Origin of the sequence: Sphingobacterium multivorum, from assembly GCF_039511225.1 — a bacterium.
Classification (GTDB): domain Bacteria; phylum Bacteroidota; class Bacteroidia; order Sphingobacteriales; family Sphingobacteriaceae; genus Sphingobacterium.
Genome location: NZ_CP154261.1, coordinates 4,814,351 through 4,838,213, shown reverse-complemented (window position 1 = coordinate 4,838,213; position 23,863 = coordinate 4,814,351). Strand labels below are relative to the sequence as shown.

Here is a 23,863-nt window from a genome sequence, read left to right as displayed (position 1 = left end):
AAAAAAGGCTTGCTCTTTGTGGAGCAAGCCATAGAAGGAAATTCGTTAATCCCTTCTTGTACCTAGGGCGGGAATCGAACCCGCACTCCCTTAACGGGAACAGGATTTTAAGTCCTGCGTGTCTACCAGTTCCACCACCTAGGCAGGTGAGCGAAAAACGAGATTCGAACTCGCGACCCCAACCTTGGCAAGGTTGTGCTCTACCAGCTGAGCTATTTTCGCATTGGAATTTTATTTCAATTTTTAAAAGAACCTTGCGTTCCTTTTTGGTGATGCAAATATAGAGCGAAAATTCAATATTGCAAAATATTTATTTACTTTCTTTCTGTGTTTTTTATAACTCCTTTGAATTCAGTATAGAAAAAATTAAATCACTCTCAAATCCGCGAGATAGTGCAAACTGATAAACTTTGTTTTTAACCGCATAGCGGTCCTTGCCACTAATCTCACGGAGTTTTTTGTCAATGATGTGATTTAAGATTTGTTCATATTCATCGAGATCGATTTGCTTAAATGCAATTTTTATCAATTGTTCGGATACCCGTTTTGCCTTGAGTGCCTGCTTGATTTTTACTTTACCCCAGCCTTTCATGCGGAGCTTTCCGTTACAGTAGGCAATAGCAAAGCGTTCTTCATTTAAAAAATTATCGGCGATCAAATTGGCCAAAATATTTTCGACTTCTACTTCGTGTAGTCCCCAGCTGTAGAGCTTATCGCGTACTTCTTGCTGTGCGCGTTCTTGATAGACGCAATAGCTTTCCGCTTTCAACTGTGCCTGATGCTGCGTTAATATCTTCTTATTTCTTTTTTCCTCGTCAAACATATTGTCAAAATTTCAAAAATAATATGAAATAACTAAAAAAATGTTCAGTTTTGACACAATCAAAAAATATCAGGAGAATGTACAAAATATCGGAAATCGCCCAGATTTTACATCCCAATCGCACATTTATCACGGATCCCAATTCTTTTGTCCAGCATTTATTTTACGACAGCCGTAAAATTGTCCAAGCGGACAACGGGATTTTTTTTGCACTTCAGAAGAATAGAGATGGCCACCGTTATATTAGAGAAGCTTATGATAAGGGAGTTCGTAATTTTGTGCTTCAAATCGATAGTGCACAGGAAATGGAGTTTTTGGAGGCTAACATTCTTTGGGTAGCGGATAGCTTGGTCGCTATGCAGGAACTGGCAACTTTTCATCGGAAGAAATTCGATTACCCGGTCATTGGAATCACTGGTAGCAATGGTAAAACGATAGTGAAAGAATGGCTTTTTCAGCTGATGTCTCCTGAATATAAGATCTATAGAAGTCCCAAGAGTTATAACTCTCAGCTCGGTGTGGCACTTTCGTTATGGGGACTATCCGATCAGTATAATCTTGCGCTGATCGAAGCAGGAATTTCAGAGAAAGGAGAAATGCAGCGCCTTGAGCAGATGATAAAACCAACCATGGGACTATTGACCAACATTGGTGTGGCACATAAAGCCGGTTTTAAATCGAAGGAGGAAAAGATTTATGAAAAGCTCGAGTTGTTTAAACATGTTGAAACCATGATTTTTCCGAATACTTACCTTGAAAATGTTCAATTGCCTTATCGGCCACGAAAATTTTCCTGGGGGCTTGATGAGGGGCTTTCTTTGGAGGTGTATTCCATCAAACAGGTCAACGACCGATTTACTATGGTAACCTTCTATTATACCGGGCGCACCTTTGCTGTTGAAGTACCGTTTGTGGATAAAGGAAATGTTGAGAATGCCATAAATTGTGTAGCGGTGATGCTACGTTTTGGTTATGAAAATGAAGTGATCGCATCGAGGATTAAAGAGTTGCAGCCTGTGGCGATGCGTCTTGAGTTAAAAAAAGGAAAAAAGAATAGCTCCATTATCGATGACTCGTATAGTAATGATCTGGATGCACTACAAATAGCCCTGGAGTTTTTAAATCAACAGGGCCAGCATCCGTTCAAGATGTTGATATTATCGGATATTCCCGGTGTTACTATCGAAGATGAAAAAAGCTTGTCCAAGCTGAGACGTTTGCTTAGTGAGTATCGTTTGGATAAATTGATATTGATAGGTGAAGTGTTGCCTAAATTGGCTGCACAATTTGATGTGCCTTCCATTTCATATAGCGATACTGCTGCTTTTTTGGCCGATATAAGGTCGCTTTCTTTTGAAAATGCGACGGTATTACTGAAAGGAGGACGGGAGTTTCATTTTGAACGTATCAGTCAGCTTTTGGTCGCAAAATCACATGATACAGTGCTTGAAATCAATTTGAATGCACTGGAAAACAATCTAAATGTATACCGCCAGTTGTTGCCGAAGCATGTTAAGCTGATGACGATGGTCAAAGCTTTCTCTTACGGTAGTGGAAGTTTCGAGATAGCAAATCTTTTGCAATTTAATCGGGTGGATTATCTGACGGTCGCTTTTGCGGATGAGGGGGTGGATTTGCGCGGTGCGGGAATCACATTGCCTATTGTGGTAATGAGTCCGGATGAAAGTTCTTTTGAGTCCATCGTTCAGTACAACCTTGAACCGGAGATTTATAGCTTTAGAATATTGTTTTCCTTCTTGAATTTTCTGAAAACGAAACAGATAACTTTCTTTCCGATTCATATTAAGATAGATACTGGCATGCATCGGTTGGGTTTTATGCCTGACGAGGTCAATCGTTTAATAGCTGTGTTGCGTACGGAAGCGGTTTTAGAGGTTAAATCTGCCTTTTCCCATTTAGCGTCTGCAGGCAATGAAAAGGACCGGGAATTTACACAGCGACAAATTGATCTGCTGGATGAGTTTACGAAACGTCTGGAAAGTGGTCTAGGATATTCCTTTCTACGTCATATTGCAGCAACATCGGGTATTGAACTATGGCCGAATGCGTATTTTGATATGGTCAGGTTAGGGATAGGTCTCTATGGTATCGATATTGAGCGGCATGATTTACCCATTAGGGAGGCGAGTACCTTGAAAACTAATGTGACGCAGATTAAATACCTCCCGGCAAGTGAGACCGTAGGTTATAATAGGCACGGTGTTCTGTATAGAGATAGTAAGATCGCCACGATTAAAATTGGTTATGCGGACGGCTACGATAGGCGTTTTGGTAATGGTGTCGGTAAAATGTTGGTTAACGGTTTTTTAGTCCCTACTATAGGTGATATCTGTATGGATATGTGTATGCTGGATGTAACGGATGTGGAAGTTGGAGAGGAAGATGAAGTTATCGTGTACCCTGATATAAAGTCAGCAGCGAAGGCTATAGGAACGATCCCTTATGAACTGCTGACCAGTATTTCCCAACGCGTAAAAAGAGTATATTTTTATGAATAATAAAGGATATTCTGCATTTTTGAATAATATTTGATTTTCAATTCATGTTTAGCAAATTAATTAGAGGCTTTATTAATTATTTGATAAGAGGTATCCTGGTGGTGGTTCCTCTAGCTGGTGCTATTTTTTTAATAGTCTGGATTGTTGCATCAGTTGATTCGGCATTGAATCTAACTGAACATTTTTTGGAAGATGATAGAGGGCATCCCTTGTATATTCCGGGAATAGGTATTCTGACCGTTATTTTGGTGTTGGTTTTGGCAGGGCTTATTTTTACAAATTTTGTTACAGATCCAATTAAAGTGTGGATTAATCATCAGATCCAGCGGATTCCACTTTTAAATACATTATATTCTTCGATTAAAGATTTTACAGAGGCCTTTGTTGGTGACGCAAAGAAATTTAATGAACCTGTCTTGGTAACGGTGAATGAGTTTGGTCTGAAGAAGATAGGTTTCTTAACGCAACATGATTTAAAAAGCATTGGGCTTGAAGAAGAGGTTATGGTGTATTTTCCATATTCATATTCTTTTGCGGGACAGGTTGTCATTATCAGTGCAGACAAGGTGAAAAAATTAGATATGTCGCCAACAGATGCCATGAAATTGGTTGTGTCCGGTGGTGTGAGCGGGATAGCCCATTAGTACTTTTTTGCAACAGTTGACTTTAAGATTTATTTAATAAAAAGGCTGGAAATTGTCCACAATTTCCAGCCTTTTTGTTTTTGTCTGTTTTGTCCTTCCAATTGTAATCCCAATCCGGTAGATACATTGGCGATTAACCAGTTGAAGTGAAAAAATAGTGCTGCTAAGCTTTTTTCTGCCCTAAAGTTGGATTTACTGGCGGGATTGGAATATAGCCGTCATCTCCAGGAACCTTTGGAAATTCATGTTTTTCCCATTTTTCGCGCGCTATTTTTAATGTTTCAATGTCCGAAGCGACGAAGTTCCAGTCGATATAGCGTTGTTCAGGAAAAGGTTCGCCACCAAAAATGTAGACCGAGGTTCCAGCCTCCATTTTGAATTCACACAGTTTCGCATCTTTGGCAACTAAAATCTGCTTTGGACCGAATTCCTGACCTTCCGCATGAACAGTCCCATGCAGGATATATAATCCACTTTCGCCATATAGATGATCACCTAGTTTAATAGTTGCATCTTTTTCCGCTTTGATTTCAATAAGGTATAATGGGCTGTATACGGGGACCTCGGAACGGTGATCTTTAATTTCTCCTGCAATTAAGCGATAGGATACGCCATCTTCGGTCCAATGTGGAAGTTGCGGTTCTTCTATGTGAACAAAATTAGGCTCCATTTTTTCGAGTTCTTTTGGTAGGGCCACCCAAATCTGCAGTCCATGGAGGTCGTGCGGCGTCGATCGCAGTTGTTCCGGGGTTCGTTCGGAGTGTGTAACACCCTTACCTGCCGTCATCCAATTGACTGCTCCAGGTTTGATCTCAACGGCATTTCCTAAGCTGTCACGGTGCATAATGCTACCTTCGAATAGATAAGTCAATGTGGATAACCCGATATGCGGATGTGGTGCAATATCCATAAAGTGCGGTTCGGCAATGTTATCAGGTCCCATGTGGTCGATAAAGATAAAAGGGCCGACCATACGTTTCTGCCTGAAAGGAAGAAGTCGCCCAACTAAGAAATTGCCTATGTCAGCGGCTCTTTCTTCAATAACTATTGCAATATTTGACATAATGTTTCCTTATTTTTGTGTTTCTAATCTACAGCAATTTAAGAAATGTCAAGTATAATCAATCGTTTTTTGGGTAAAAAGAGTGTAAGAAATGAAGCGCTTTTGGCGCTGGCAGATAGGTTGTCTTTTAGGAACAGTCAGCTGGACAGTTTTTTGATCGATCACCTAATACAAAGTAACAAAATAGATCCAGCCGACTTTTTTGCTTTCCAAGAGCAGTTGCTTAAGCTTCATGTTGACCGATTGGAGTCGATGCAGGTGGAGCTTAGCTTGTTGAACCAATATTTACAATTGGCTGAACGTTTTCTTCCAGTAGGTTTTACCGTCAAATGGGAAAATAGGCTTCAGTCTCAGGAGGAGATGATGTTGCCGCCGCTCATTCTTTTTCCTGTGGTACAGCATGCTGTTGAGAATGGTTATAATACGATGTCTTCTCATCCTGTACGGATCCGATTATCGGGCTCATCCAAGTTGATTATGCTTGAAGTTAGCTATCGTGTGAACCATTATCTGGAAAGTCAATTTAGCAGTACACTGATACGTGATTTTAGACAGCGATTGGACTATCTTTTTCCGGAAAAACATAATTTGCTGATGAATAGCAACAGCAATACCTCTCGAATAACTTTAACTATCCAACTTTAGATGATATTGAAGTGTTTTAATGCATTCCAGATGCCATTTTCATCAACGCTGTCTGTTATATAATCTGCAATTTCCTTTACCTCGGGATTTGCATTACCCATAGCAATTCCAATATGGGTGTGCGCTAGCATGGTAATATCGTTTCCGCCGTCACCAAATGACATAGTTTCTTCCAAGGTAAAGTTGAAATGATCTAAAAAAACATCTATTCCAATTTTTTTGCTTTGCCCCATCGGATTGACATCCGCAAAAATGGGCGTCCATCTCGAAGCAACTGAATTTGGCATCACATTTTCCATGAATTCAGCTTCTTCTTCAGGATTGATGAAAACATTGACCTGCATAACGGAGTCCAGATCAAAATCCTTTTCGTAATCCCGAATAGGTGGTGTCGGCACATTGACCTGTTCGTACATTCGTTGTACCTCAGGTGTAACCTGGTTTAAGGAAATTTCCTTTTCGGACATAAATGAAAAAGTCAGGTCCTCACGCTTTTTAGCATAATCCAATAAGGAGCGAATGTCTTTTTGAGGGATGTTATTTTTATAAATGACTTCCTGTTCCTTTGTGACGCAATACCCGCCATTGAAGGTGATATATCCATCAAAATCGAGGTAACGAATATGCCCCAGCTGATTGTAGGATCTTCCTGTTGAAACAAATACCTTGATATTTTTTTCTTTTAATAATTGAAATGCCTGTTGAGTAGATTCGGGAACTTGATGCGTTTTGAAACTTAGCAAAGTTCCATCGATGTCAAAAAAGATCGCTTTAATCATGGATTTTTGGGTCAAAACCAAATATACTAAATACTTGGGATAGTGTAAGTATTACAATATTAAATTTGGGCTATTTTAACTCCTTTAGGGTTATCTGATATTTAATTGTATTGTGGGTAGAAATACACGGGTAAAGGGGCACCGACCTAATAAGTAGTGTGTTGCGGTTTGAGATGTATTATCTTTCAATGTAGTGTTGGGAGTAATATGTTAATTGTGCAGGCTTGTTGAATTTAGCCAGACGAGTATCGACATCGGTCCCTATGAAAATTTTTACCACACTTGGTAGAGACAAGTAAAGGTCAACCGTATAATTTAGTGAAAATAAAACCTGAAATAAAAGGGACTTAATGGGCAGGTAACAGGGGTTCATCCGAATGAGGTCCCTATAAAGTCCCTATTAGATACCTGTTAAAAGAGCTGTTAAATTGACGTTGGTATAAGTTTAGCTATTTCGAAATACATGATAAAAAAAGAGATGGAGGATTTTACAATTTGACCTGATATTGACCCTTTCGATATACATAAAAAAAGGAAGATTGAGGAGTTTATGCTGCTGTTTCTTATTAAAGAGGAACCAGCAGGCGGTATTGTGTCATGCTAGATTTTCTTTAGTGGATTTTCGCAAAAATCTGACATAATCTTCTCTAATAATTTCGTAAATTTCAAGTTCAAAAAAATGTAAATTGTCTTGCATTTAATGTGTTGTATTAAAGAGGTTTAGAATTTTATGTATATTATTTTCGATACGGAAACGACGGGTTTGCCTAAGCGTTGGGACGCACCAATTACCGATACGGACAATTGGCCTCGCTGTATTCAATTGGCTTGGCAGATTCATGATGAGATGGGAAATTTGGTCGAACATCACGATTTCTTGGTTAAGCCAGATGGATTTGATATACCCTATGACTCTGAAAAAATACACGGCATATCGACTGCATTGGCAGAAGAGCAGGGATTGCCGCTCCAGGAGGTCTTAGAGAAATTCAATGTGGCCTTGAATAAAGCCAAGTTTGTTGTTGGACAAAATCTTGGTTTTGATTTAAATATCATGGGCTGTGAATTTTACCGTTATGGTGTCACGTCCAATATGGCTAATATGCCTGTATTGGATACCTGTACGGAAGTAACAGCTGAACTTCTGAAAATCCCAGGCGGACGGGGCGGACGCTATAAGTTGCCTAACCTTACCGAGCTGCATTCTTATTTATTTGGAGTACCGTTTGCTGAGGCACATAATGCAACAGCCGACGTGGAAGCGACAACACGTTGTTTTCTGGAGCTTGTAAGAAGAGAAGTATTCACTGCCGAAGAACTTCAGGTCGATACGGGCTACTTTGTCGATTTTAAAACGAACAATCCTGGTCCTATACCCACTGCTGGACTGAAACATATCAACCTAAAAGCAGCTTCTGATGAAATTAGAAAACGGTCTCAGCCCGATGAAGTCAAGGTTGTTGTTGATGCGGACGCATTAGCAGCCTTAAAGGATGCCAAATTTGCCCATTTACATAACCACTCTCAGTTTTCGATCTTGCAGTCCACGATGTCATACGATAGGTTGGTTTCGGCAGCGGTCAAGGATAATATGCCTGCGGTTGCATTGACCGATCATGGAAATATGATGGGCGCCTTTGAATTTGTGTCTCGTGTTATTGGACATAACAAGGAGGTAGAAGCGCAGAATGCCGAGGCGATTGAAAATGGGCAGGAGCCTACTGGTCAACTTTTAAAACCAATTGTTGGTTGTGAATTTTTTGTTTGCGAAAACCACAAAGATAAGTCCCGAAAGGACAATGGGTATCAAATTGTATTATTGGCAAAGAATAAACGGGGGTACCATAACCTGGCTAAACTGGCTTCCTTTGCGTATACTGCTGGGTTCTATTATGTACCCCGTATTGATAAAGATCTTATCCTTCAATATAAGGAAGATGTTATTGCCCTGTCGGGTAACCTACAAGGGGAAGTACCTAATAAAATACTGAATATTGGTGAGAGCCAGGCCGAAGAGGCCCTGCTATGGTGGAAAGAGCAATTTGGAGATGATTTTTATCTTGAATTGATGCGCCATGGTCAGGAAGATGAAGATCGTGTGAATCAAACCCTGCTTAAATTTTCCCGCAAATATCAGGTCAAAGTTGTTGCAACCAATAATACGTATTACGAGAAGAAAGGCGATGCGCATGCGCATGATATTTTGCTCTGTGTGAAAGATGGTGAGAAGCTATCGACTCCAAAAGGTAGGGGACGTGGATTCCGTTTTGGTTTACCCAATCAGGAATATTATTTCAAATCTTCAGATGAAATGAAGGCCCTTTTTAAAGATCTACCCGAAGCAATTTTAAATATTCAGGAGATTGTCGATAAGGTAGAGATATTTAAGTTAAACCGCGATGTCCTTTTACCTAAATTTGATATTCCTGAGGAATTTCAAGTGGAAGCCGATCTGGAGGATGGTGGAAAACGTGGTGAAAATAAATACCTTGCTCATCTATGTTATGTTGGGGCAAAAAAACGTTATCAGGAAATTACGGACGATATTCGTGAACGTCTAGACTTTGAGTTGGCGACAATCGAGAAGACGGGATATCCCGGATACTTTCTGATCGTACAGGATTTTATTGCTGCTGCTCGTGATATGGGAGTTTCTGTTGGGCCTGGACGTGGGTCGGCTGCCGGTTCTGCTGTCGCTTATTGTCTTGGTATTACCAATATCGATCCGATCAAATATGATTTACTTTTTGAGCGTTTCCTAAATCCTGACCGTGTATCCATGCCCGATATCGATATTGACTTCGATGATGAGGGCCGTGGGCGCGTCATGCAATATGTAATCAATAAATATGGGGCCAGTCAAGTTGCCCAAATTATTACTTATGGTACTATGGCTGCCAAGTCATCCATTAAGGACACGGCGCGCGTATTGGATTTGCCTTTAGGTGATGCCAATGAAATTGCCAAGCTGATCCCAAATCTTAAATTATCTAAAATTTTTACCTTGGATGATGCGGGGTTAAAGGAAAAGCTAAGAACTGAAGAGATCGAAGCTGTGAATAGGCTAAAGTCTATTGCCGATGGAGCTGGGCTTGAGGCCGAAACGATCCGACAGGCTAGGGTTTTGGAAGGTTCTGTTCGGAATACAGGTATTCATGCCTGTGGTGTTATTATTACGCCAGACGATATTACTAATTTCGTTCCTGTTTCTTTGGCAAAAGACTCTGATCTGTATGTGACGCAGTTCGATAACCACGTGGTTGAAAGTGCCGGCTTGCTGAAAATGGACTTTTTGGGCTTAAAGACACTGACACTGATTAAAGATACGGTTGAAAATGTCAAATTAAGCCATGGTATTGTGCTTGATCCGGATCAATTTCCGATTGATGATGAGCTTACGTATGAGCTCTTTCAGCGTGGAGAAACCATAGGTGTGTTCCAGTATGAATCTCCTGGAATGCAGAAATACATGCGCGACCTTAAGCCGACGGTATTTGCCGATTTGATTGCGATGAATGCACTCTATCGTCCGGGGCCAATCGAATATATTCCAAGTTTTATTAAGCGTAAGCACGGTATAGACCCCATTGTTTACGATTTGGATGCTTGTGAGGAATACCTCAAGGAAACCTACGGTATTACAGTATACCAGGAGCAGGTTATGCTTTTGTCTCAAAAGTTAGCCGGATTCTCGAAAGGTGATGCCGATGTCTTGCGTAAGGCCATGGGTAAGAAGCAAAAGGCTGTGTTGGATAAGATGAAACCTAAGTTTGTTTCACAAGCAGAGGAGAAAGGGCATAATGCCAAAGTTCTGGAGAAGATCTGGACCGACTGGGAGGCTTTTGCGAGTTATGCATTTAATAAGTCCCACTCGACCTGTTATGCTTGGGTTGCTTATCAGACCGCTTATTTAAAAGCGCATTTTCCTGCGGAATACATGGCTGCGGTACTTTCCAATAACATGAATGATATCAAGCAGGTGACATTCTTTATGGAGGAATGTAAACGAATGGGCTTGCAGGTATTGGGGCCAGATGTGAATGAATCCTATTATAAGTTTACCGTAAATGAATCTGGAGCTATTCGTTTTGGAATAGGTGCGGTGAAAGGTGTTGGGGCAGGAGCGGTAGACGCTATCGTGCAAACACGGCAATCAGGATTGTATAAATCTGTTTTCGATATGGCTAAACGAATCGATCTTCGTGCGGTCAACAAGAAAGCTTTTGAGAGTCTGGCTTATGCTGGAGGCTTTGATAGTTTTGAGAATACGCACCGTGCACAATATTTTCATTCGGATGAAAATTCAACAGGAATGGAAAAGGCGATCCGATTTGGCCAGCGCTTTAAGGAAAATGAAAGTTCGGCCCAAGCGAGCTTGTTTGGTGTAGGAGGGGCTGCAGAATTGCCTGAGCCAGTTTTGGCGCCATGTCCGCAATGGGGATTGATTGAAAAGCTTAAATATGAAAAAGATGTTATCGGTATTTATCTGACCAGTCACCCCTTGGATACCTACCGGTTTGAGATTGAACATTTTTGTCAGAATTCGGTGTCAGATTTGGCCTTGATCAATAAGGTTAAGGCGGCAGAGGTCGATGAAGAGACTTTGCTTGAGTTTAATCGGATCAAGAACAAAGAATTGGTGATTGGCGGTATTATCGCATCGGCAAACCATCGATTGACGAAGACGGGTAAGCCTTTTGCGTCATTTATCATCGAGGATTATAGTGATTCTTATGATATGGCAGTTTTCGGTGAAGAATATGTCAAGTTGAAGGGATATTTGCAAGAGGGGTATTTTGTGCAATTACGGGGTTTGGTACAGGAGCGTTTCAGACAGGTTGGAAATTGGGGCTTTGAGCTGCGTAGTGTGCAGTTGCTTTCGGATCTTCGTGAGAAGATGGCGAAGAGTTTTACGATCAATATTCCTTTACCTAAGTTGAACGAAGCATTTCTTGATGGAATCAAGGATATACTGGCGCAAAATGAGATCGAGGGAGTTGTGCCAAATTGTCAATTGAAGTTTAAAATATGGGATCCCCAAGATGAAATATCTGTCGAAATGCCAGCTAAAAGTCTGAAAATAAACCTAACAAATGAATTTTTGGATTGTATAGATAAGTTTGAAGGGATAAATTACCGATTGAATTAGTTTGGATTAGAATTTGTGTAATTAAGATTACAAATACATTGGTAGTTGTTAGTATCTTTGTTTATTGATTTTAGCAATTAAATAGTATTATAGATATAACTTCGGTTTATAAAATTAAAAGATTATGGCATTAGAAATTACAGATAGCAACTTTGAAGAAGTTGTCTTAAAAGCAGACAAACCAGTATTAATCGATTTTTGGGCAGAGTGGTGTGGTCCTTGCCGTATGGTAGGTCCTGTGGTTGAAGAATTGGCTAAGGATTATGAAGGTAAAGCTGTTGTAGGAAAAGTGAATGTAGATGAAAATCCAGAGATTTCTGTTCGTTATGGCATTCGTAATATTCCAGCTTTATTGTTCTTTAAAAATGGAGAAATCGTTGATAAACAAATTGGAGCTGTTCCAAAATCAGTATTGAACGAGAAATTGGAAAAACAATTAGCATAATTTAGCTGAAAAATAAAAAAAAGCCTGAAATATTATATTTCAGGCTTTTTTTTGCTGTTAAATTTTATCTATTTGAATTTTATTTAGTGTTTTTTCTGATTTTTATCTTGATTTTTATTCTTTTTATGTTGTTTTTATGTTTTCGTTTATGTTTTACGTTGTTTTTCTGCTTTTGTTTAAACATTTTTGGTGTTATTGTGGTTTTTAGTGATTTATTGCCCTGTTTTTATGTTTATATTTTTGAAAATTTAAAATTATTTATGATTTTTTGATAAAAAATTCATTTTAATTTGTAAAAATGAATATTTTTTCCTTCTTTTGAGTATTGAAATTGAGTTTCGAAAAGGATTTGTTTCGGTTTAACTGGTTTCGATGTTATTTTTTTTGACTCGGTGGTTTTGGAGTTGTTTTTTTTAAAAAAATAGAGATTGATAAAGATTTTCCCTTTCAAATACCCTAGATTATGCCTCGCGTTGCTCTCCGTAACGCGAGTTTTTTTTGGGGGGTAAAGTAGGGGTAAAACAAAAGCGGCTATCCGAAAGGATAGCCGCTTTATATTATTGACTAAATAAACTGAATTATTCAGCAATTACTTCGAAAGGAACTTGAACTTTCACTTCTTTGTGTAAGTTTAAGTTAGCGATGTATTCACCTAATTCTTTAGGTTCTACTTCGAAAGTGATACGACGACGATCTACATCAAAACCTTTTGCTTTCAACGCATCAGCAATTTGAATGCTGTTTACTTTACCAAAGATTTTACCAGATTCACCTGCTTTAGCACCAATTGAAAGTTTGATAGCTTCCAATTTACCTGCTAATTCAGTAGCGTCCTTTTTGATTTTTTCTTGTTTGAACTGAGCTTGTTTGATGTTCTCAGCTAAAACTTTCTTTGCAGATTCAGTCGCTTGGATAGCAAATCCTTGCGGGATTAAGTAGTTACGACCGAAACCTGGTTTTACATTAACGATATCGTTTTGCTCACCTAAGCCTTTGATATCTTGTTTTAAAATTACTTCCATTCTCTATCGTCCTCCTTATTTAATTGCATCAGCTAAGTAAGGTAATAAGCCGATGTGACGAGCACGTTTAACAGCTTGAGCTACTTTACGTTGAAATTTCAAAGATGTACCAGTTAAACGACGAGGTAAGATTTTACCTTGATCATTTACAAATTTCATCAAGAAGTTAGCATCTTTATAATCGATATATTTGATACCATTCTTTTTGAAACGACAGTATTTTTTACGGTTGTCCTCTACTTTAGGAGCAGTTACGTATTGGATATTTTCGTTAGCCATTAGTTTGCGCCCTCCTCAGTTTTAGTTTCAGCTTTTTTGTTGAATGCACCGCTACGTTTTTTCTCGTTGTATGCTTTGGCATGTTTGTCTAAGCTTACAGTCAAGAAACGCATAATGCGCTCATCACGTTTGTATTCAACCTCTAATTTATTGATTAATTCACCTGGAGCCTTGAATTCAGTTAAGTGATAAAATCCAGTCGTTTTTTTCTGGATTGGATACGCTAATTTTTTCAAACCCCAATTGTCTTCAGCGACAATCTCGGCTCCGCCTTCTGTTAAGATGTTTTTGAATTTTGCGATTACTTCTTTCGCAGCATCATCAGAAAGCAACGGGGTAAGAACGATTACAGATTCGTACTGTTGCATTTTGTTAATTAATTTTGTTATTTAAAATTCCACTTTTGTGGAAGTGCAAAGGTAGTTATTATATTGTTATGTTGCAATGCTTTGAAATAAAAAAGTTTAGACCCTTTCCTGGAATCTAAACTTTTTCTCAAACGAATTCGACTATATCTTAGTTCAATTTCTTTAATTCTTCTTTGATAGCTGCCTGGATTTTTTCGCTAACAGGCACTAAAGGAAGTCTTAATTGATCTTTTCCAATCCCCAATTCCTGCAAAATGTATTTTACACCAGCTGGGTTTCCTTCAATAAAACATAGATCTGTGATGTTAAGAAGTTCATTGTGGATTGATCTAGCTTCGGCATAATTGCCTTCAGCACATAACTTCGCTAATGTGGCTACCTTTTTCGGTAACGCATTTCCGATCACTGAAATGATACCAGCAGCGCCAAGCGACATCATCGGCAAGGTAACCGGATCGTCTCCGGAAATCAATAGAAATTCTGCTGGTTTATCCCGTAGAATTTCGCTGAATTGTGCAAAATTGCCGGAAGCTTCTTTGATGGCTACGATATTCGAAAAATCATTGGCCAGTCGCAATGTTGTCTGTGCTGTTATATTGCTACCCGTACGTCCAGGTACATTGTATAAAATAACTGGAAGTGGAGAGGCGCTTGCAACAGCCTTATAATGCTGGTAAATGCCTTCTTGTGTTGGTTTGTTGTAGTAAGGAGATACCGATAGAATTGCGCAAAAACCTGTTGGATCAAAGTTTTTAATTTGCTCCACAATTTCGGCCGTATTATTTCCACCAATTCCAGCAACCAAGGGTAGTCTACCGTTCACGCGCTTGACAGTAAAATCCCAGATGCGCTTTCGTTCATCATTGGTTAAAGTGGCAACTTCTCCAGTTGTACCTAAAGAAACCAAATAATCCATACCTTCGTTGATTTGCAAGTCAATTAGCTGACCTAATGCTTCGAAATCAACAGATTCATCTGAGTTAAAAGGAGTGACTAATGCTACTCCTGCGCCGTGAAGCTCGTTCATCTTGTTTTTGTATTTATATAAATTTAATTAAAAAAACTTACTTGGGATTAATGAGTTCTAATAGTTCTTGATCATTAATCATCGGGATACCCAATTTTTCAGCCTTCGCTAGTTTGGACGGTCCCATTTTATCTCCTGCCACGAGGTAGCTTAGTTTGGCAGAAATAGAAGATAACATCTTTCCGCCGTTGCTTTCAATTACTGCTGCCAGCTCTTCACGTGAATGGTCTGCAAATACACCGGAAATCAGAAAAGTTTTCCCTTCAAGTGAATTGCTCGCCAGGATGATCTCCTTTTCCTCAATTTCGAAATTTAAGCCATAATTTCGCAGCGCGACAATCTGTTGTTGATGAATTGGATTGTCTAAATATTCTTTGACACTCTCCGCAATGCGACGTCCAATATCTTGTACTCCTTCGATTTCCTCTGTTGAGGCTTGCGCTAGTGCATCAATATTTTTGAAATGCTGGGCTAATTTTTTTGCAATCGTCTCGCCGACATGACGTATTCCAAGCGAAAATAAAACTTTTTCAAAAGGTTTTTCTTTGGATTTTTCAATGCCGTTGAGCATGTTATCGATTGATTTTTGACCGAAACGTTCCAGTTGTTGTAGATCATCCTGATGGTCTTTGAGACCATAGATGTCAACGATGTTGTGTAACAAACCTTTTTTGAAGAAAGTATCCACGGTCTCGTCTCCCATTCCTTCGATATCCATCATTTTTCGTCCGATAAAATGCTGCATTTTGCCAACAATTTGCGGCGGGCATCCGGTTTCATTCGGGCAGTAGTGTACTGCTTCCCCTTCTTGCCGTATAAGTGCTGCGCCGCATTCCGGACAGGAAGTCGGGTAGACAAAACTTGTCGATCCCGATAACCTTTTGTCGAGGTTTACCCCGATTATTTTAGGGATAATTTCGCCCCCTTTTTCCACAAAGACAGTGTCATGTTCGTGTAGATCGAGACGTGCGATTTCATTTGCATTGTGTAAGGACGCGCGCTTTACCGTTGTGCCTGCCAGTTGTACAGGTTGAAGGTTGGCAACAGGTGTAACGGCGCCGGTACGTCCAACTTGATAACTAATCGAGTTAAGAATGGTTTCTACACGCTCGGCTTTGAATTTATAGGATATTGCCCAACGTGGATTTTTGGCCGTAAAGCCAAGCTCTTCCTGTTGTGCATAATCATTTACTTTAATAACGATTCCATCAATTTCATATCCTAGGTTATGACGTTCGACATCCCAATAGTCAATAAATGCAAAAACATCGGTTAATGTGCTGCATTTTCTGCTATGCTCGCTGACGTGGAATCCCCAGTCTTTGACATGGTTTAAGCTATTCCAATGATCGTGAAATAGATTTGTTCTGTTGTCGCAGTACAAAAAGTAAAGGAAACAGTCCAATGGGCGTTTGGCAACTTCAGCAGAATCTTGAAGTTTAATGGTTCCAGAAGCGAAATTTCTTGGGTTGGCATAGGTTTGCTCTTCATTATCGGCTCGTTCCTTATTCAGTCGAAGAAAAGCTGATTTGTGCATAAATATTTCACCTCGTATTTCGAATTGATCTGGATAATCGCCTTCTTTGAGTTTGATCGGGATAGAACGAATTGTTTTCACATTGTTTGTGACAACATCGCCTTGTGTGCCATCACCGCGTGTAACGGCTTTACTTAGTAGGCCATTTTCATACGTCAGACTGATCGATAAACCATCAAATTTTAATTCACAAACATACTCAAACTGATCGCCGATGATTTTGCGGATCCGTTGGTCGAAGTCGAGTAGTTCCGCCTGACTGTACGTGTTGCCCAATGAAAGCATCGGCCAGCGGTGTTTTTCCGTTTGAAATCGGGAGGTAATATCCCCACCAATACGCTGTGTCGGGGAGTTGGGGTCGGCAAAGTTGGGATATTGAGCTTCCAGCGCTTCGAGTTCCTTTAATTTAAGGTCGAAGTCGTAGTCCGAAATAACACTGTTCGCCAATACATAGTATTGATAGTTATAATGGTTGAGCTCTGCCGTTAAGTCTTTTATCTTTTTTTCAATATCCATCACCAACATTTTGCAAAATTACAAATAAAAAGTACGTTTAAATAAAATAAATAAAGAATCTTGTTGTAATGACTGCTTTATTTTTAAAATGCGGTTTTCTGCATTTTGTGTTTTGGGAAAATAATATGCTATTTAAAATCCTCTGGATTTAGCTGTGAAAATTTATGTTTGTTATTTGTGTAAAAATCAATGATAATTGATTTTGTGTAATGCCCTTTTGTATTTTCTTTCGCCTTGTATTTTTTTCGTTTTTTAGCATTTTTGAAAATATTCAAGAAGAAATACTGATGCGCACGACTGATTGCCCAAGCATCCTTAGGTTTTCTGTCGATCAGAAACTTAGCAAGGGCAGCAAAGTCAAACCAAAGCCTGATGAAAATAATCCATATGGCTTTGCCTAACGGTAGGTTTTTTTGCAGCATGACCATATTATTCCTAAAATTGAGGTAAGTCTTTTTGGGATTACTTGCATTGAGGGTTCCTCCACCAACATGATAAACAACAGATTTAGGGCAATAGCCTATGCCGTAGCCCATTTTCTTTAATCGCCAACACAGGTCGATTTCCTCCATATGGGCAAAGAAATCTTCATCAAGGCCATCTGCTTCCTTCCAGGCTTTTGAGCGAATAAAAAGCGCAGCTCCAGATGCCCAAAAGATCTCGGATTCCTTATCGTACTGTCCCGCATCATCTTCTACTTCATGTAGGATTCTCCCTTTGCAGAAAGGAAAGCCAAAGTAATCCAGATAGCCACCGGCGGCTCCGGCATGTTCAAACTTCTGCTTGTCATGAAATGAACGGATTTTAGGCTGTGCTGCTGCGAGGGAAGGGTTTCTTTCCAAGTATTCAATCACGGGTTCAATCCAGTTTTGGCTCACTTCGACATCCGAATTGAGGAGTACATAGTAATCAGCATCTACACGCTGCAGTATTTTGTTATAACCTCCTGCGAAGCCATAGTTTTTATCATTTTCAAGTATAGTAATCGTCGGATAGTACTGTTTCACAAATGAAATTGAATCATCATCGGAGGCATTGTCTCCAATGACAAATTCGACATTCGGATACGAACTATTATATACGGATGGCAAAAATTTTTCTAGGAAAAATCGACCATTCCAATTGAGGATAACGACAGCTACTTTGGGTAATTTACTCATTTTCTACGTTTTCTTTTCCAGCGATTATGTGACCATAACCAATATTCTGGGTTTTCACGAATAAGCTGTTCAGCAAATTGATTGTGTATATCGGTAATTTCATGCTCGCCAAAGCCACTTGGATCTTCGATTAAAGTAACGAATTTACAGAAATACTGCCCTCTTTTGGGCTTTCTTCCGATATAACAATAGACCACAGGTGCTTTACTTATTCTAGAAAGTCTTTCGGCTCCTGTATAGACCAATGTTTCCTGATTTAGCCAATTAATAAAATAATCGGAATCCGAATACAGTGGTGTTTGATCGGCAACGAGTATACTGATATTGGGCTGGCCCTTCAACTTGACGATATGACGGAGTATTTGTTTCATTGGTACCATTTCAGCGCCAAACCGTCCCCGCATGTCATTGTACACCGTGTCAATGTCTTTGTTGTTGAGTGGTTTGTATACTATCAGTGTAGGGAAGTTTGTGATTAAACTCAAACGGTGAATACCAAGCTCCCAATTGGCATAATGTGAAGTCACCCCGATTACGTTTTTGCCTGCCTCGAGGTGTCTCGTCAATTCTTCTACATCTTCCAAAGTCATCTTTTTCTTGACTTCCTCAGCCGTAATCGTTTTCAATTTGATCGATTCGACAAGGAGATCCGGGAAAAAACGGTAAAACTTTTTGGCAATAACCAGGCGTTCTTTATCCGTTTTTTCTGGAAAAGCATTCTTTAAGTTTTGAAATACAATATTCTTCCTATATCCAATCATATAGTAGAGTATGTAATAAAGCCCATCGGAGATCAAATATAGAAACCAATAGGGGAGAAGAGAGATGATATAGATTAATGCGTTTAACGCTTTTTGTTTCATGCTATAGCTAAAATTCCCAGTGTTCTTTACAAATATCCTTAATTTAAGTTATTTTTGCGTCACTTATAACAAAAATCATCAGTTTTTATGGAATCGCAGTTATTACTTCCGGCATGTTATCTTCCACCAATATCTTATTTTCATACAATACAAGAGCATAATCTTCCTTTGTTCATCGAGAAATACGAGCATTTTCAAAAGCAGAGCTATCGTACGCGAGCACGCATTGCTTCAGCAAATGGTGTGCAGGATTTGATCGTGCCCATTCAACATGGCAATAAAGAACGAGTTCCCATGAAAGATATTCGGATAAGTTATGAATTTAACTGGCAACGTTTACACTGGTTAAGTATACAGACCGCTTACCGGAGTTCTGCATATTTTGAGTATTATGAAGATGATTTTATACGGTTTTACGAAGGTAAATATGACTATCTTGTCGATTTTAATGTGGCCCAGCTGGAGCTTATTCTAAAATCAATCAAACTTAAACGAACAATAGGGTTTACAGAAGCGTATGTGGCCGAGCCGTTAGAAGCGATCGATTTCCGCAACCTTATACATCCCAAAAAAGAAAGTATATGGCCTGATCCAAAAGAATATTATCAGGTTTTCTCTGATAAAAATGGATTTTACCCAGATTTGAGTATTATCGATTTGTTGTTCAACCAAGGGCCGCAATCAAAAAGTTATCTATAGTCGGACGATTTTTTGAACAAAATGCGTTTAATATTGTTGTTATTCAATATTGAACGCATTTAAATGAAACAATTCTTTTTTACTTTTCTCCTTCTTTCTTTGTGTTGGAGCTCTATACGGGCTCAGGGCGGCGTTGATACGATACATTATCGAAAAGTTTACTATTGGGGTACAACGGGAATGGGTTTTCCGATCGGGAAAACCAAAGATATACTTTCGCCAAAGTTTTCGGGTAGTATTGGTTTAGATATATCCCTGAAAAATTCAATGTTTTTTGTATCCCCCACGCTTTATACACTTTCATTTAAGTACAAACAACCCTTAATTGATCCCGATTTCGAATACCGCATAGAAGATGCCAATACGAATTTCTATACTTTTTCATTCTCGGGTGGGATCAGGAAACAGATGCGTAGACTGAATATCTACGGTTTTGCTGGGCCTGGCGTTGGTCTGGCGAGTGAGCCGAGAGCGCGTGTGCTGGCAGATCAAAAGCTCGTCAAGATGGAGAATAAAAATCACCTGAATTTCTCCAGTAAATTGGGGGCTGGCGCAGATTACAAATTTAATGGCTTCTTTTTAGGGATCGAGCTTGGTTATCTCCATAATTTTAGGAAGATACAGGATAGGCCTGTTAATATTTTTACCGTCATGATCGGTTTAAAATCCGATATCACGCAGATTGGAGACAAAGTCATTGACGTCATCGGTATAGACGGTTCCATCAGTGGTAAAAAAGACAAAAAATAAATTTATTGTTTTAAGACCTGAATGGTGTCTCCAACATGTGCTTCGGCGTCGCTTCCTGTTTTTTTAACTTTTTCCGTCTGTTCAACCGCTACCGCAAATGTGGAAGGTACAATGCCTGCACCAAATTTAATGGCATAAAACTTGGTGAATTCTGCCCCAAAATACAATATTGCAGCCGAATAGTAGATCCATAACAACATGACTATAATAGAGCCCGCAGCGCCGTAGAAACTTGCTGTGGAGGAAAGGTTCAGATAAATTGAAATGCCGTACCTGCCTAACATGAAAAGTGAACCCGTAAAAATGGCTCCGCCAAGCATGTCTCTGAATTTTACTTTGGCATCGGGAAGAAAGGAAAAGATAAAGCCAAATAAAATGACAATAACCGAAAATGTGATACCTGTATTGACCCATGAAATTAGTGCAATCGGAATGAAAGGGAAATAGGTCATGACTAAATTGGTTACGGCAACGATAACTCCGTTAATCATGAGCGAGGCAATAAGTAAAAAGCCCAAGGCGATCACGATGGAAAAAGAGATCAACCTGTTGATGATTAATTTTAGCCATCCCTTTTTTGGTTTAGGTTTTACTTTCCAGATATTGTTTATTGAATCTTGTATATCAACGAATAAGGTTGTGGAAGACAGGATCAATGTAACGATACCTATCGTGATCCCCATATTGGATTTATTCTCGAAAGTTATCTTTTGAAGATAAGACTGGATCTGCATAGTCACATCCTGTCCAAAAAGAACCATGACTTCCTCCAATACCTGATCCTGCGCCGAAGATCCACTTTGAAGATGTTCTCCATAGAAGAATCCGATACACCAGATCACAATCATAAGAAGTGGACCGATAGAGAAGACGGTATAATAAGCCAATGAAGCGCTCTTCTTCATACATTTGTCATCATTGAATCCGTTAAAGGCATCAACTAGGACATGCCAAATACTTTTCCAGTAAGCGAGTGTAAATAAATCTCGTAGTTTAACGTGCTTCATAAGTACGATAATCAGCTCCAATAATCGTGCAAATTGTTACTCTTGGTTTTGTTCCTGATACAATTTATCGATTACAGCTTCGTTCTCTTTTAAAATAATTTTTCGTTTTAAACTCAATTTTGGCGTCAATTGACCGTCGTTTATTGTCCATTCCTTTGGAAGAAGAATAAATTTCTTGACAATTTCCCAATGTCCAAAATTAGTAGATAATCGGTTAATTTCTTCTTGATATTTTTGGATTACTTCCGGATTTTTGATGATTTCTTCGTTTGAACCGCTGGAAATACCTTTTTGGTTTGCCCATTTGGACAGCACATCGAATGCAGGAACAATCAACGCTCCAGGAAATTTTCTATTTTCTCCGAAAACCATGACTTGTCCGATTAAGGTAGATTCCATGAGTTTGTTTTCAATGGATTGGGGCGCGATATATTTACCACCTGCTGTCTTAAACATTTCCTTTTTTCGATCGGTTATTTTAAGGAAACCATCGGATGTAATTTCTCCAATATCGCCTGTCTTGAAAAAACCATGATCGTCAAAAGCTTCTTTCGTGGCTTCTTCATTTTTATAATAACCTGTCGTGATGCTGGGACCTTTCACAAGGATTTCACCATCTGAAGCAATTTTAACTTCCAAATTTTTCAGTGGTTTGCCCACCGTCCCAAATTTCAATCCATGCGGTAGATAGGAGTTTACGGCAATAACAGGAGATGTTTCAGTCAGCCCATATCCCTCAAGTACTTTAAGTCCAGCAGCCCAGAATACACGTGCGAGTCGCTCTTGAAGAGCTGCACCACCTGACACGATAATTTTAATATTTCCGCCAAGAGCTTCTTGCCATTTGGAAAATATGAGTTTTCTAGCGATCGCAAGTTTGATATTGTAAAAAGGGCCATTATGTTCAGGTTCCTGAAATTTTAACCCTAGATCAACAGCCCAGAAGAAAATTTTCTTTTTTAATCCCATTAAGGCTTTCCCTTTTTCAATAATCTTATCGTATACTTTTTCCAGGACTCGGGGTACGGTGGTAAACACATCGGGTTTGACATCGTTGATGTCGGCGACAACATTGTCTAAGGTTTCCGAAAAATAGATCTGGATTCCTTTCGAATAGTACATATACACCACCATGCGTTCAAAAATATGGCATAAAGGAAGAAAGCTTAGTGCTGTTTTGAAATCTGACCGGATCAGGTGGTTGCAGGCCAAGACGTTGCTATACACGTTTTTGTGCGAGAGATAGACGCCTTTGGGACGTCCTGTTGTACCCGAGGTGTAGATTAAAGTTAACAGATCGTCTTCTGTGACTGCATCACGAAGCGGAGCTAGATCAGTTGAGTCATCTTTTGCTGTTTCGATGAATGTTTTTAGCTGGGTATAATCTTCAATGGCATCAAATGTATACAGTTGTGGGTGTATACCGTGCTCCCTGATCGCTTGTTCAATACGGTTTGTCAATTCGCTATTGCTGACAAAGAGTACATTGACATCCGAGTCATTGACGATAAACGAAAGGTCCTGTGCGGATAAAGTGGGATAGAGGGGAACAGTTGCGAGACCGATTTGATTGCAGGCAAAATCAACTAAATTCCATTCGGGGCGGTTGCCGGACATGATTCCGACCCGATCACCTTTTTTGAGACCTAGTTTCAGTAACGCCCTGCTTAAGGTGTCAATCGCGTCGGTGTACTCTTTGGTCGAATACGTCCTCCACTGGCCACTTCCATCTCGCCCTGCCACCATGATGTCCTTTGCGTATTTTTCTTTATATAAGGTTATAAAGTCAAAAATTCTGCCCATATCACTTGAATTTATTTGGTTACTACTACATGCTGTATTGACCTAAATATACAGAAATAAAGTTGGATAATTTGGGATTATTGTCATAACAAATTAAACATTGTTTCGTTATAGCTGTAATGGATATTTACCCTATAGAAAAGGTCCTTCGTAGGGGAAGTTCCGGTAAATAGTTTTATGTGCACTGCAATTATATTGCATATAAAAAGCAATTTATCTATGTTTGGGAAAATGTAAAGCAAAAAAAAGCGTACGATTTTTATGAAAAAAATATTTTTGGCTGTCGGTGGAATGCTGATGTTTGGAGCATTATCCAATCGAGCTATGGCTCAGTTGGACAATAGGGGTGCTATTGGTGGACGATTTGGGTCTGCTCAGGGAATTACGTATCGTCATACGCTTAACCCGGACCACGCATTGGAAGGTATTATGAGCATTCAGAGCAATTCTGACTTCCGTCGTTTCCGCGTTGTTGGCTTATATGAAATCTATAAACCATTAACTGGAGGATTCAATTGGTATTATGGTTTCGGTGGTAGCGTAGGCTCTTATAAAGAGAAAGACAAAATTATCGATGGTCAGCGCCATTCATTTGACTCACAGCTTAACCTGAGTATTGACGGTATCGTCGGTATTGAATATAATATTCCGCAGGCTCCGTTTCAAATCTCATTGGATGTAAAACCTTATTTCGATTTCCTAAACGAATCCAGTATCAAATTGTTTGATCCGATCGGTTTTTCAGTAAGATATAAATTTTAAAAA

20 protein-coding genes and 2 tRNA genes are annotated in these 23,863 nt (G+C 39.4%); 8 read left to right on the top strand and 14 right to left on the bottom strand.

The features are described from left to right. Positions 1 to 59 precede the first annotated feature (59 nt). The 3 genes from AAH582_RS20105 to AAH582_RS20095 form a co-directional block, all read right to left on the bottom strand. Positions 60 to 144: transfer RNA gene (locus AAH582_RS20105), tRNA-Leu, on the bottom strand. Between the two features lie 5 nt (positions 145 to 149). Continuing rightward, positions 150 to 222: transfer RNA gene (locus AAH582_RS20100), tRNA-Gly, on the bottom strand. Between the two features lie 112 nt (positions 223 to 334). Next, complete coding sequence (locus tag AAH582_RS20095) at positions 335 to 823, bottom strand: regulatory protein RecX (protein WP_286753194.1); 489 nt, start codon at positions 821 to 823, stop codon at positions 335 to 337. Positions 824 to 900: 77 nt separating this feature from the next. Here AAH582_RS20095 and AAH582_RS20090 point away from each other — a divergent pair, with 77 nt between their 5' ends. Both AAH582_RS20090 and AAH582_RS20085 read left to right on the top strand, forming a co-directional pair. Then, positions 901 to 3,342 carry a bifunctional UDP-N-acetylmuramoyl-tripeptide:D-alanyl-D-alanine ligase/alanine racemase gene (locus AAH582_RS20090; protein ID WP_343319970.1) on the top strand — a complete coding sequence of 814 codons (2,442 nt, stop codon included), beginning with the start codon at positions 901 to 903 and terminating at the stop codon, positions 3,340 to 3,342. A 44-nt stretch (positions 3,343 to 3,386) separates the two neighbouring features. Next, the gene (locus AAH582_RS20085; RefSeq protein ID WP_046671757.1) at positions 3,387 to 3,986 is read left to right on the top strand and encodes a DUF502 domain-containing protein; all 600 of its coding nucleotides are present in this window, start codon (positions 3,387 to 3,389) and stop codon (positions 3,984 to 3,986) included. A 163-nt stretch (positions 3,987 to 4,149) separates the two neighbouring features. Here the strand turns inward: AAH582_RS20085 and AAH582_RS20080 are convergent, their stop codons facing one another. Then, a complete protein-coding gene (locus tag AAH582_RS20080; protein WP_046671756.1) occupies positions 4,150 to 5,049 on the bottom strand; it encodes a pirin family protein in 900 nt (299 codons plus the stop codon). A gap of 45 nt (positions 5,050 to 5,094) precedes the next feature. Here AAH582_RS20080 and AAH582_RS20075 point away from each other — a divergent pair, with 45 nt between their 5' ends. Continuing rightward, complete coding sequence (locus tag AAH582_RS20075; protein ID WP_343319967.1) at positions 5,095 to 5,694, top strand: hypothetical protein; 600 nt, start codon at positions 5,095 to 5,097, stop codon at positions 5,692 to 5,694. On the opposite strand, the gene AAH582_RS20070 is transcribed toward AAH582_RS20075, so the two are convergent. After that, a complete protein-coding gene (locus tag AAH582_RS20070) occupies positions 5,691 to 6,473 on the bottom strand; it encodes a Cof-type HAD-IIB family hydrolase (protein WP_046671754.1) in 783 nt (260 codons plus the stop codon). The genes AAH582_RS20075 and AAH582_RS20070 overlap by 4 nt on opposite strands. Before the next feature lie 730 nt (positions 6,474 to 7,203). Between AAH582_RS20070 and dnaE the strand changes: the two genes are divergently transcribed. Together dnaE and trxA are read left to right on the top strand one after the other, a co-directional pair. Continuing rightward, a complete protein-coding gene (gene dnaE, locus AAH582_RS20065; protein WP_343319964.1) occupies positions 7,204 to 11,622 on the top strand; it encodes a DNA polymerase III subunit alpha in 4,419 nt (1,472 codons plus the stop codon). 124 nt (positions 11,623 to 11,746) lie between these two features. After that, complete coding sequence (gene trxA, locus AAH582_RS20060; RefSeq protein WP_046671752.1) at positions 11,747 to 12,067, top strand: thioredoxin; 321 nt, start codon at positions 11,747 to 11,749, stop codon at positions 12,065 to 12,067. 578 nt (positions 12,068 to 12,645) lie between these two features. Here the strand turns inward: trxA and rplI are convergent. The 7 genes from rplI to AAH582_RS20025 form a co-directional block, all read right to left on the bottom strand. Further along, the gene (gene rplI, locus AAH582_RS20055; RefSeq protein ID WP_046671751.1) at positions 12,646 to 13,089 is read right to left on the bottom strand and encodes a 50S ribosomal protein L9; all 444 of its coding nucleotides are present in this window, start codon (positions 13,087 to 13,089) and stop codon (positions 12,646 to 12,648) included. A gap of 15 nt (positions 13,090 to 13,104) precedes the next feature. Then, positions 13,105 to 13,368, bottom strand: a complete 264-nt coding sequence (gene rpsR, locus AAH582_RS20050) for a 30S ribosomal protein S18 (protein ID WP_028071347.1) — start codon at positions 13,366 to 13,368, stop codon at positions 13,105 to 13,107. Then, a complete protein-coding gene (rpsF, locus tag AAH582_RS20045) occupies positions 13,368 to 13,736 on the bottom strand; it encodes a 30S ribosomal protein S6 (RefSeq protein WP_046671750.1) in 369 nt (122 codons plus the stop codon). Before rpsF ends, rpsR begins: the two co-directional genes overlap by 1 nt. Before the next feature lie 148 nt (positions 13,737 to 13,884). After that, positions 13,885 to 14,763: a 4-hydroxy-tetrahydrodipicolinate synthase gene (gene dapA, locus AAH582_RS20040; RefSeq protein WP_046671749.1), complete on the bottom strand. Its 879-nt coding sequence runs from the start codon at positions 14,761 to 14,763 to the stop codon at positions 13,885 to 13,887. Between the two features lie 37 nt (positions 14,764 to 14,800). Next, positions 14,801 to 16,825: an NAD-dependent DNA ligase LigA gene (ligA, locus tag AAH582_RS20035; RefSeq protein WP_046671748.1), complete on the bottom strand. Its 2,025-nt coding sequence runs from the start codon at positions 16,823 to 16,825 to the stop codon at positions 14,801 to 14,803. Positions 16,826 to 16,944: 119 nt separating this feature from the next. Continuing rightward, positions 16,945 to 17,976 (bottom strand): glycosyltransferase family 2 protein, encoded by a 1,032-nt coding sequence (locus AAH582_RS20030; RefSeq protein ID WP_046671747.1) that lies wholly within the window; start codon positions 17,974 to 17,976, stop codon positions 16,945 to 16,947. Continuing rightward, positions 17,973 to 18,839: a lysophospholipid acyltransferase family protein gene (locus tag AAH582_RS20025; protein WP_046671746.1), complete on the bottom strand. Its 867-nt coding sequence runs from the start codon at positions 18,837 to 18,839 to the stop codon at positions 17,973 to 17,975. Before AAH582_RS20025 ends, AAH582_RS20030 begins: the two co-directional genes overlap by 4 nt. 87 nt (positions 18,840 to 18,926) lie before the next feature. On the opposite strand from AAH582_RS20025, the gene AAH582_RS20020 reads away from it, so the two are divergent. After that, positions 18,927 to 19,538, top strand: a complete 612-nt coding sequence (locus tag AAH582_RS20020; RefSeq protein ID WP_070566052.1) for a WbqC family protein — start codon at positions 18,927 to 18,929, stop codon at positions 19,536 to 19,538. 63 nt (positions 19,539 to 19,601) lie between these two features. After that, the gene (locus AAH582_RS20015; RefSeq protein ID WP_343319952.1) at positions 19,602 to 20,288 is read left to right on the top strand and encodes a hypothetical protein; all 687 of its coding nucleotides are present in this window, start codon (positions 19,602 to 19,604) and stop codon (positions 20,286 to 20,288) included. 2 nt (positions 20,289 to 20,290) lie between these two features. Here the strand turns inward: AAH582_RS20015 and AAH582_RS20010 are convergent, their stop codons facing one another. Continuing rightward, the gene (locus AAH582_RS20010; protein ID WP_343319949.1) at positions 20,291 to 21,295 is read right to left on the bottom strand and encodes a YihY/virulence factor BrkB family protein; all 1,005 of its coding nucleotides are present in this window, start codon (positions 21,293 to 21,295) and stop codon (positions 20,291 to 20,293) included. Positions 21,296 to 21,331: 36 nt separating this feature from the next. Further along, on the bottom strand, positions 21,332 to 23,098 hold the full coding sequence (locus AAH582_RS20005) for an AMP-dependent synthetase/ligase (RefSeq protein ID WP_343319948.1): 1,767 nt from the start codon (positions 23,096 to 23,098) through the stop codon (positions 21,332 to 21,334). A gap of 261 nt (positions 23,099 to 23,359) precedes the next feature. Here AAH582_RS20005 and AAH582_RS20000 point away from each other — a divergent pair, with 261 nt between their 5' ends. Then, positions 23,360 to 23,860, top strand: a complete 501-nt coding sequence (locus tag AAH582_RS20000) for a hypothetical protein (protein ID WP_046671741.1) — start codon at positions 23,360 to 23,362, stop codon at positions 23,858 to 23,860. Positions 23,861 to 23,863 lie beyond the last annotated feature (3 nt).

Coding starts and splice junctions, on each gene's coding strand:
- AAH582_RS20095 (WP_286753194.1), bottom strand. CDS start 823: ATGTTTGACGAGGAAAAAAGAAATAAGAAGATATTAACGCAGCATCAG.
- AAH582_RS20090 (WP_343319970.1), top strand. CDS start 901: ATGTACAAAATATCGGAAATCGCCCAGATTTTACATCCCAATCGCACA.
- AAH582_RS20085 (WP_046671757.1), top strand. CDS start 3,387: ATGTTTAGCAAATTAATTAGAGGCTTTATTAATTATTTGATAAGAGGT.
- AAH582_RS20080 (WP_046671756.1), bottom strand. CDS start 5,049: ATGTCAAATATTGCAATAGTTATTGAAGAAAGAGCCGCTGACATAGGC.
- AAH582_RS20075 (WP_343319967.1), top strand. CDS start 5,095: ATGTCAAGTATAATCAATCGTTTTTTGGGTAAAAAGAGTGTAAGAAAT.
- AAH582_RS20070 (WP_046671754.1), bottom strand. CDS start 6,473: ATGATTAAAGCGATCTTTTTTGACATCGATGGAACTTTGCTAAGTTTC.
- dnaE (WP_343319964.1), top strand. CDS start 7,204: ATGTATATTATTTTCGATACGGAAACGACGGGTTTGCCTAAGCGTTGG.
- trxA (WP_046671752.1), top strand. CDS start 11,747: ATGGCATTAGAAATTACAGATAGCAACTTTGAAGAAGTTGTCTTAAAA.
- rplI (WP_046671751.1), bottom strand. CDS start 13,089: ATGGAAGTAATTTTAAAACAAGATATCAAAGGCTTAGGTGAGCAAAAC.
- rpsR (WP_028071347.1), bottom strand. CDS start 13,368: ATGGCTAACGAAAATATCCAATACGTAACTGCTCCTAAAGTAGAGGAC.
- rpsF (WP_046671750.1), bottom strand. CDS start 13,736: ATGCAACAGTACGAATCTGTAATCGTTCTTACCCCGTTGCTTTCTGAT.
- dapA (WP_046671749.1), bottom strand. CDS start 14,763: ATGAACGAGCTTCACGGCGCAGGAGTAGCATTAGTCACTCCTTTTAAC.
- ligA (WP_046671748.1), bottom strand. CDS start 16,825: ATGTTGGTGATGGATATTGAAAAAAAGATAAAAGACTTAACGGCAGAG.
- AAH582_RS20030 (WP_046671747.1), bottom strand. CDS start 17,976: ATGAGTAAATTACCCAAAGTAGCTGTCGTTATCCTCAATTGGAATGGT.
- AAH582_RS20025 (WP_046671746.1), bottom strand. CDS start 18,839: ATGAAACAAAAAGCGTTAAACGCATTAATCTATATCATCTCTCTTCTC.
- AAH582_RS20020 (WP_070566052.1), top strand. CDS start 18,927: ATGGAATCGCAGTTATTACTTCCGGCATGTTATCTTCCACCAATATCT.
- AAH582_RS20015 (WP_343319952.1), top strand. CDS start 19,602: ATGAAACAATTCTTTTTTACTTTTCTCCTTCTTTCTTTGTGTTGGAGC.
- AAH582_RS20010 (WP_343319949.1), bottom strand. CDS start 21,295: ATGAAGCACGTTAAACTACGAGATTTATTTACACTCGCTTACTGGAAA.
- AAH582_RS20005 (WP_343319948.1), bottom strand. CDS start 23,098: ATGGGCAGAATTTTTGACTTTATAACCTTATATAAAGAAAAATACGCA.
- AAH582_RS20000 (WP_046671741.1), top strand. CDS start 23,360: ATGAAAAAAATATTTTTGGCTGTCGGTGGAATGCTGATGTTTGGAGCA.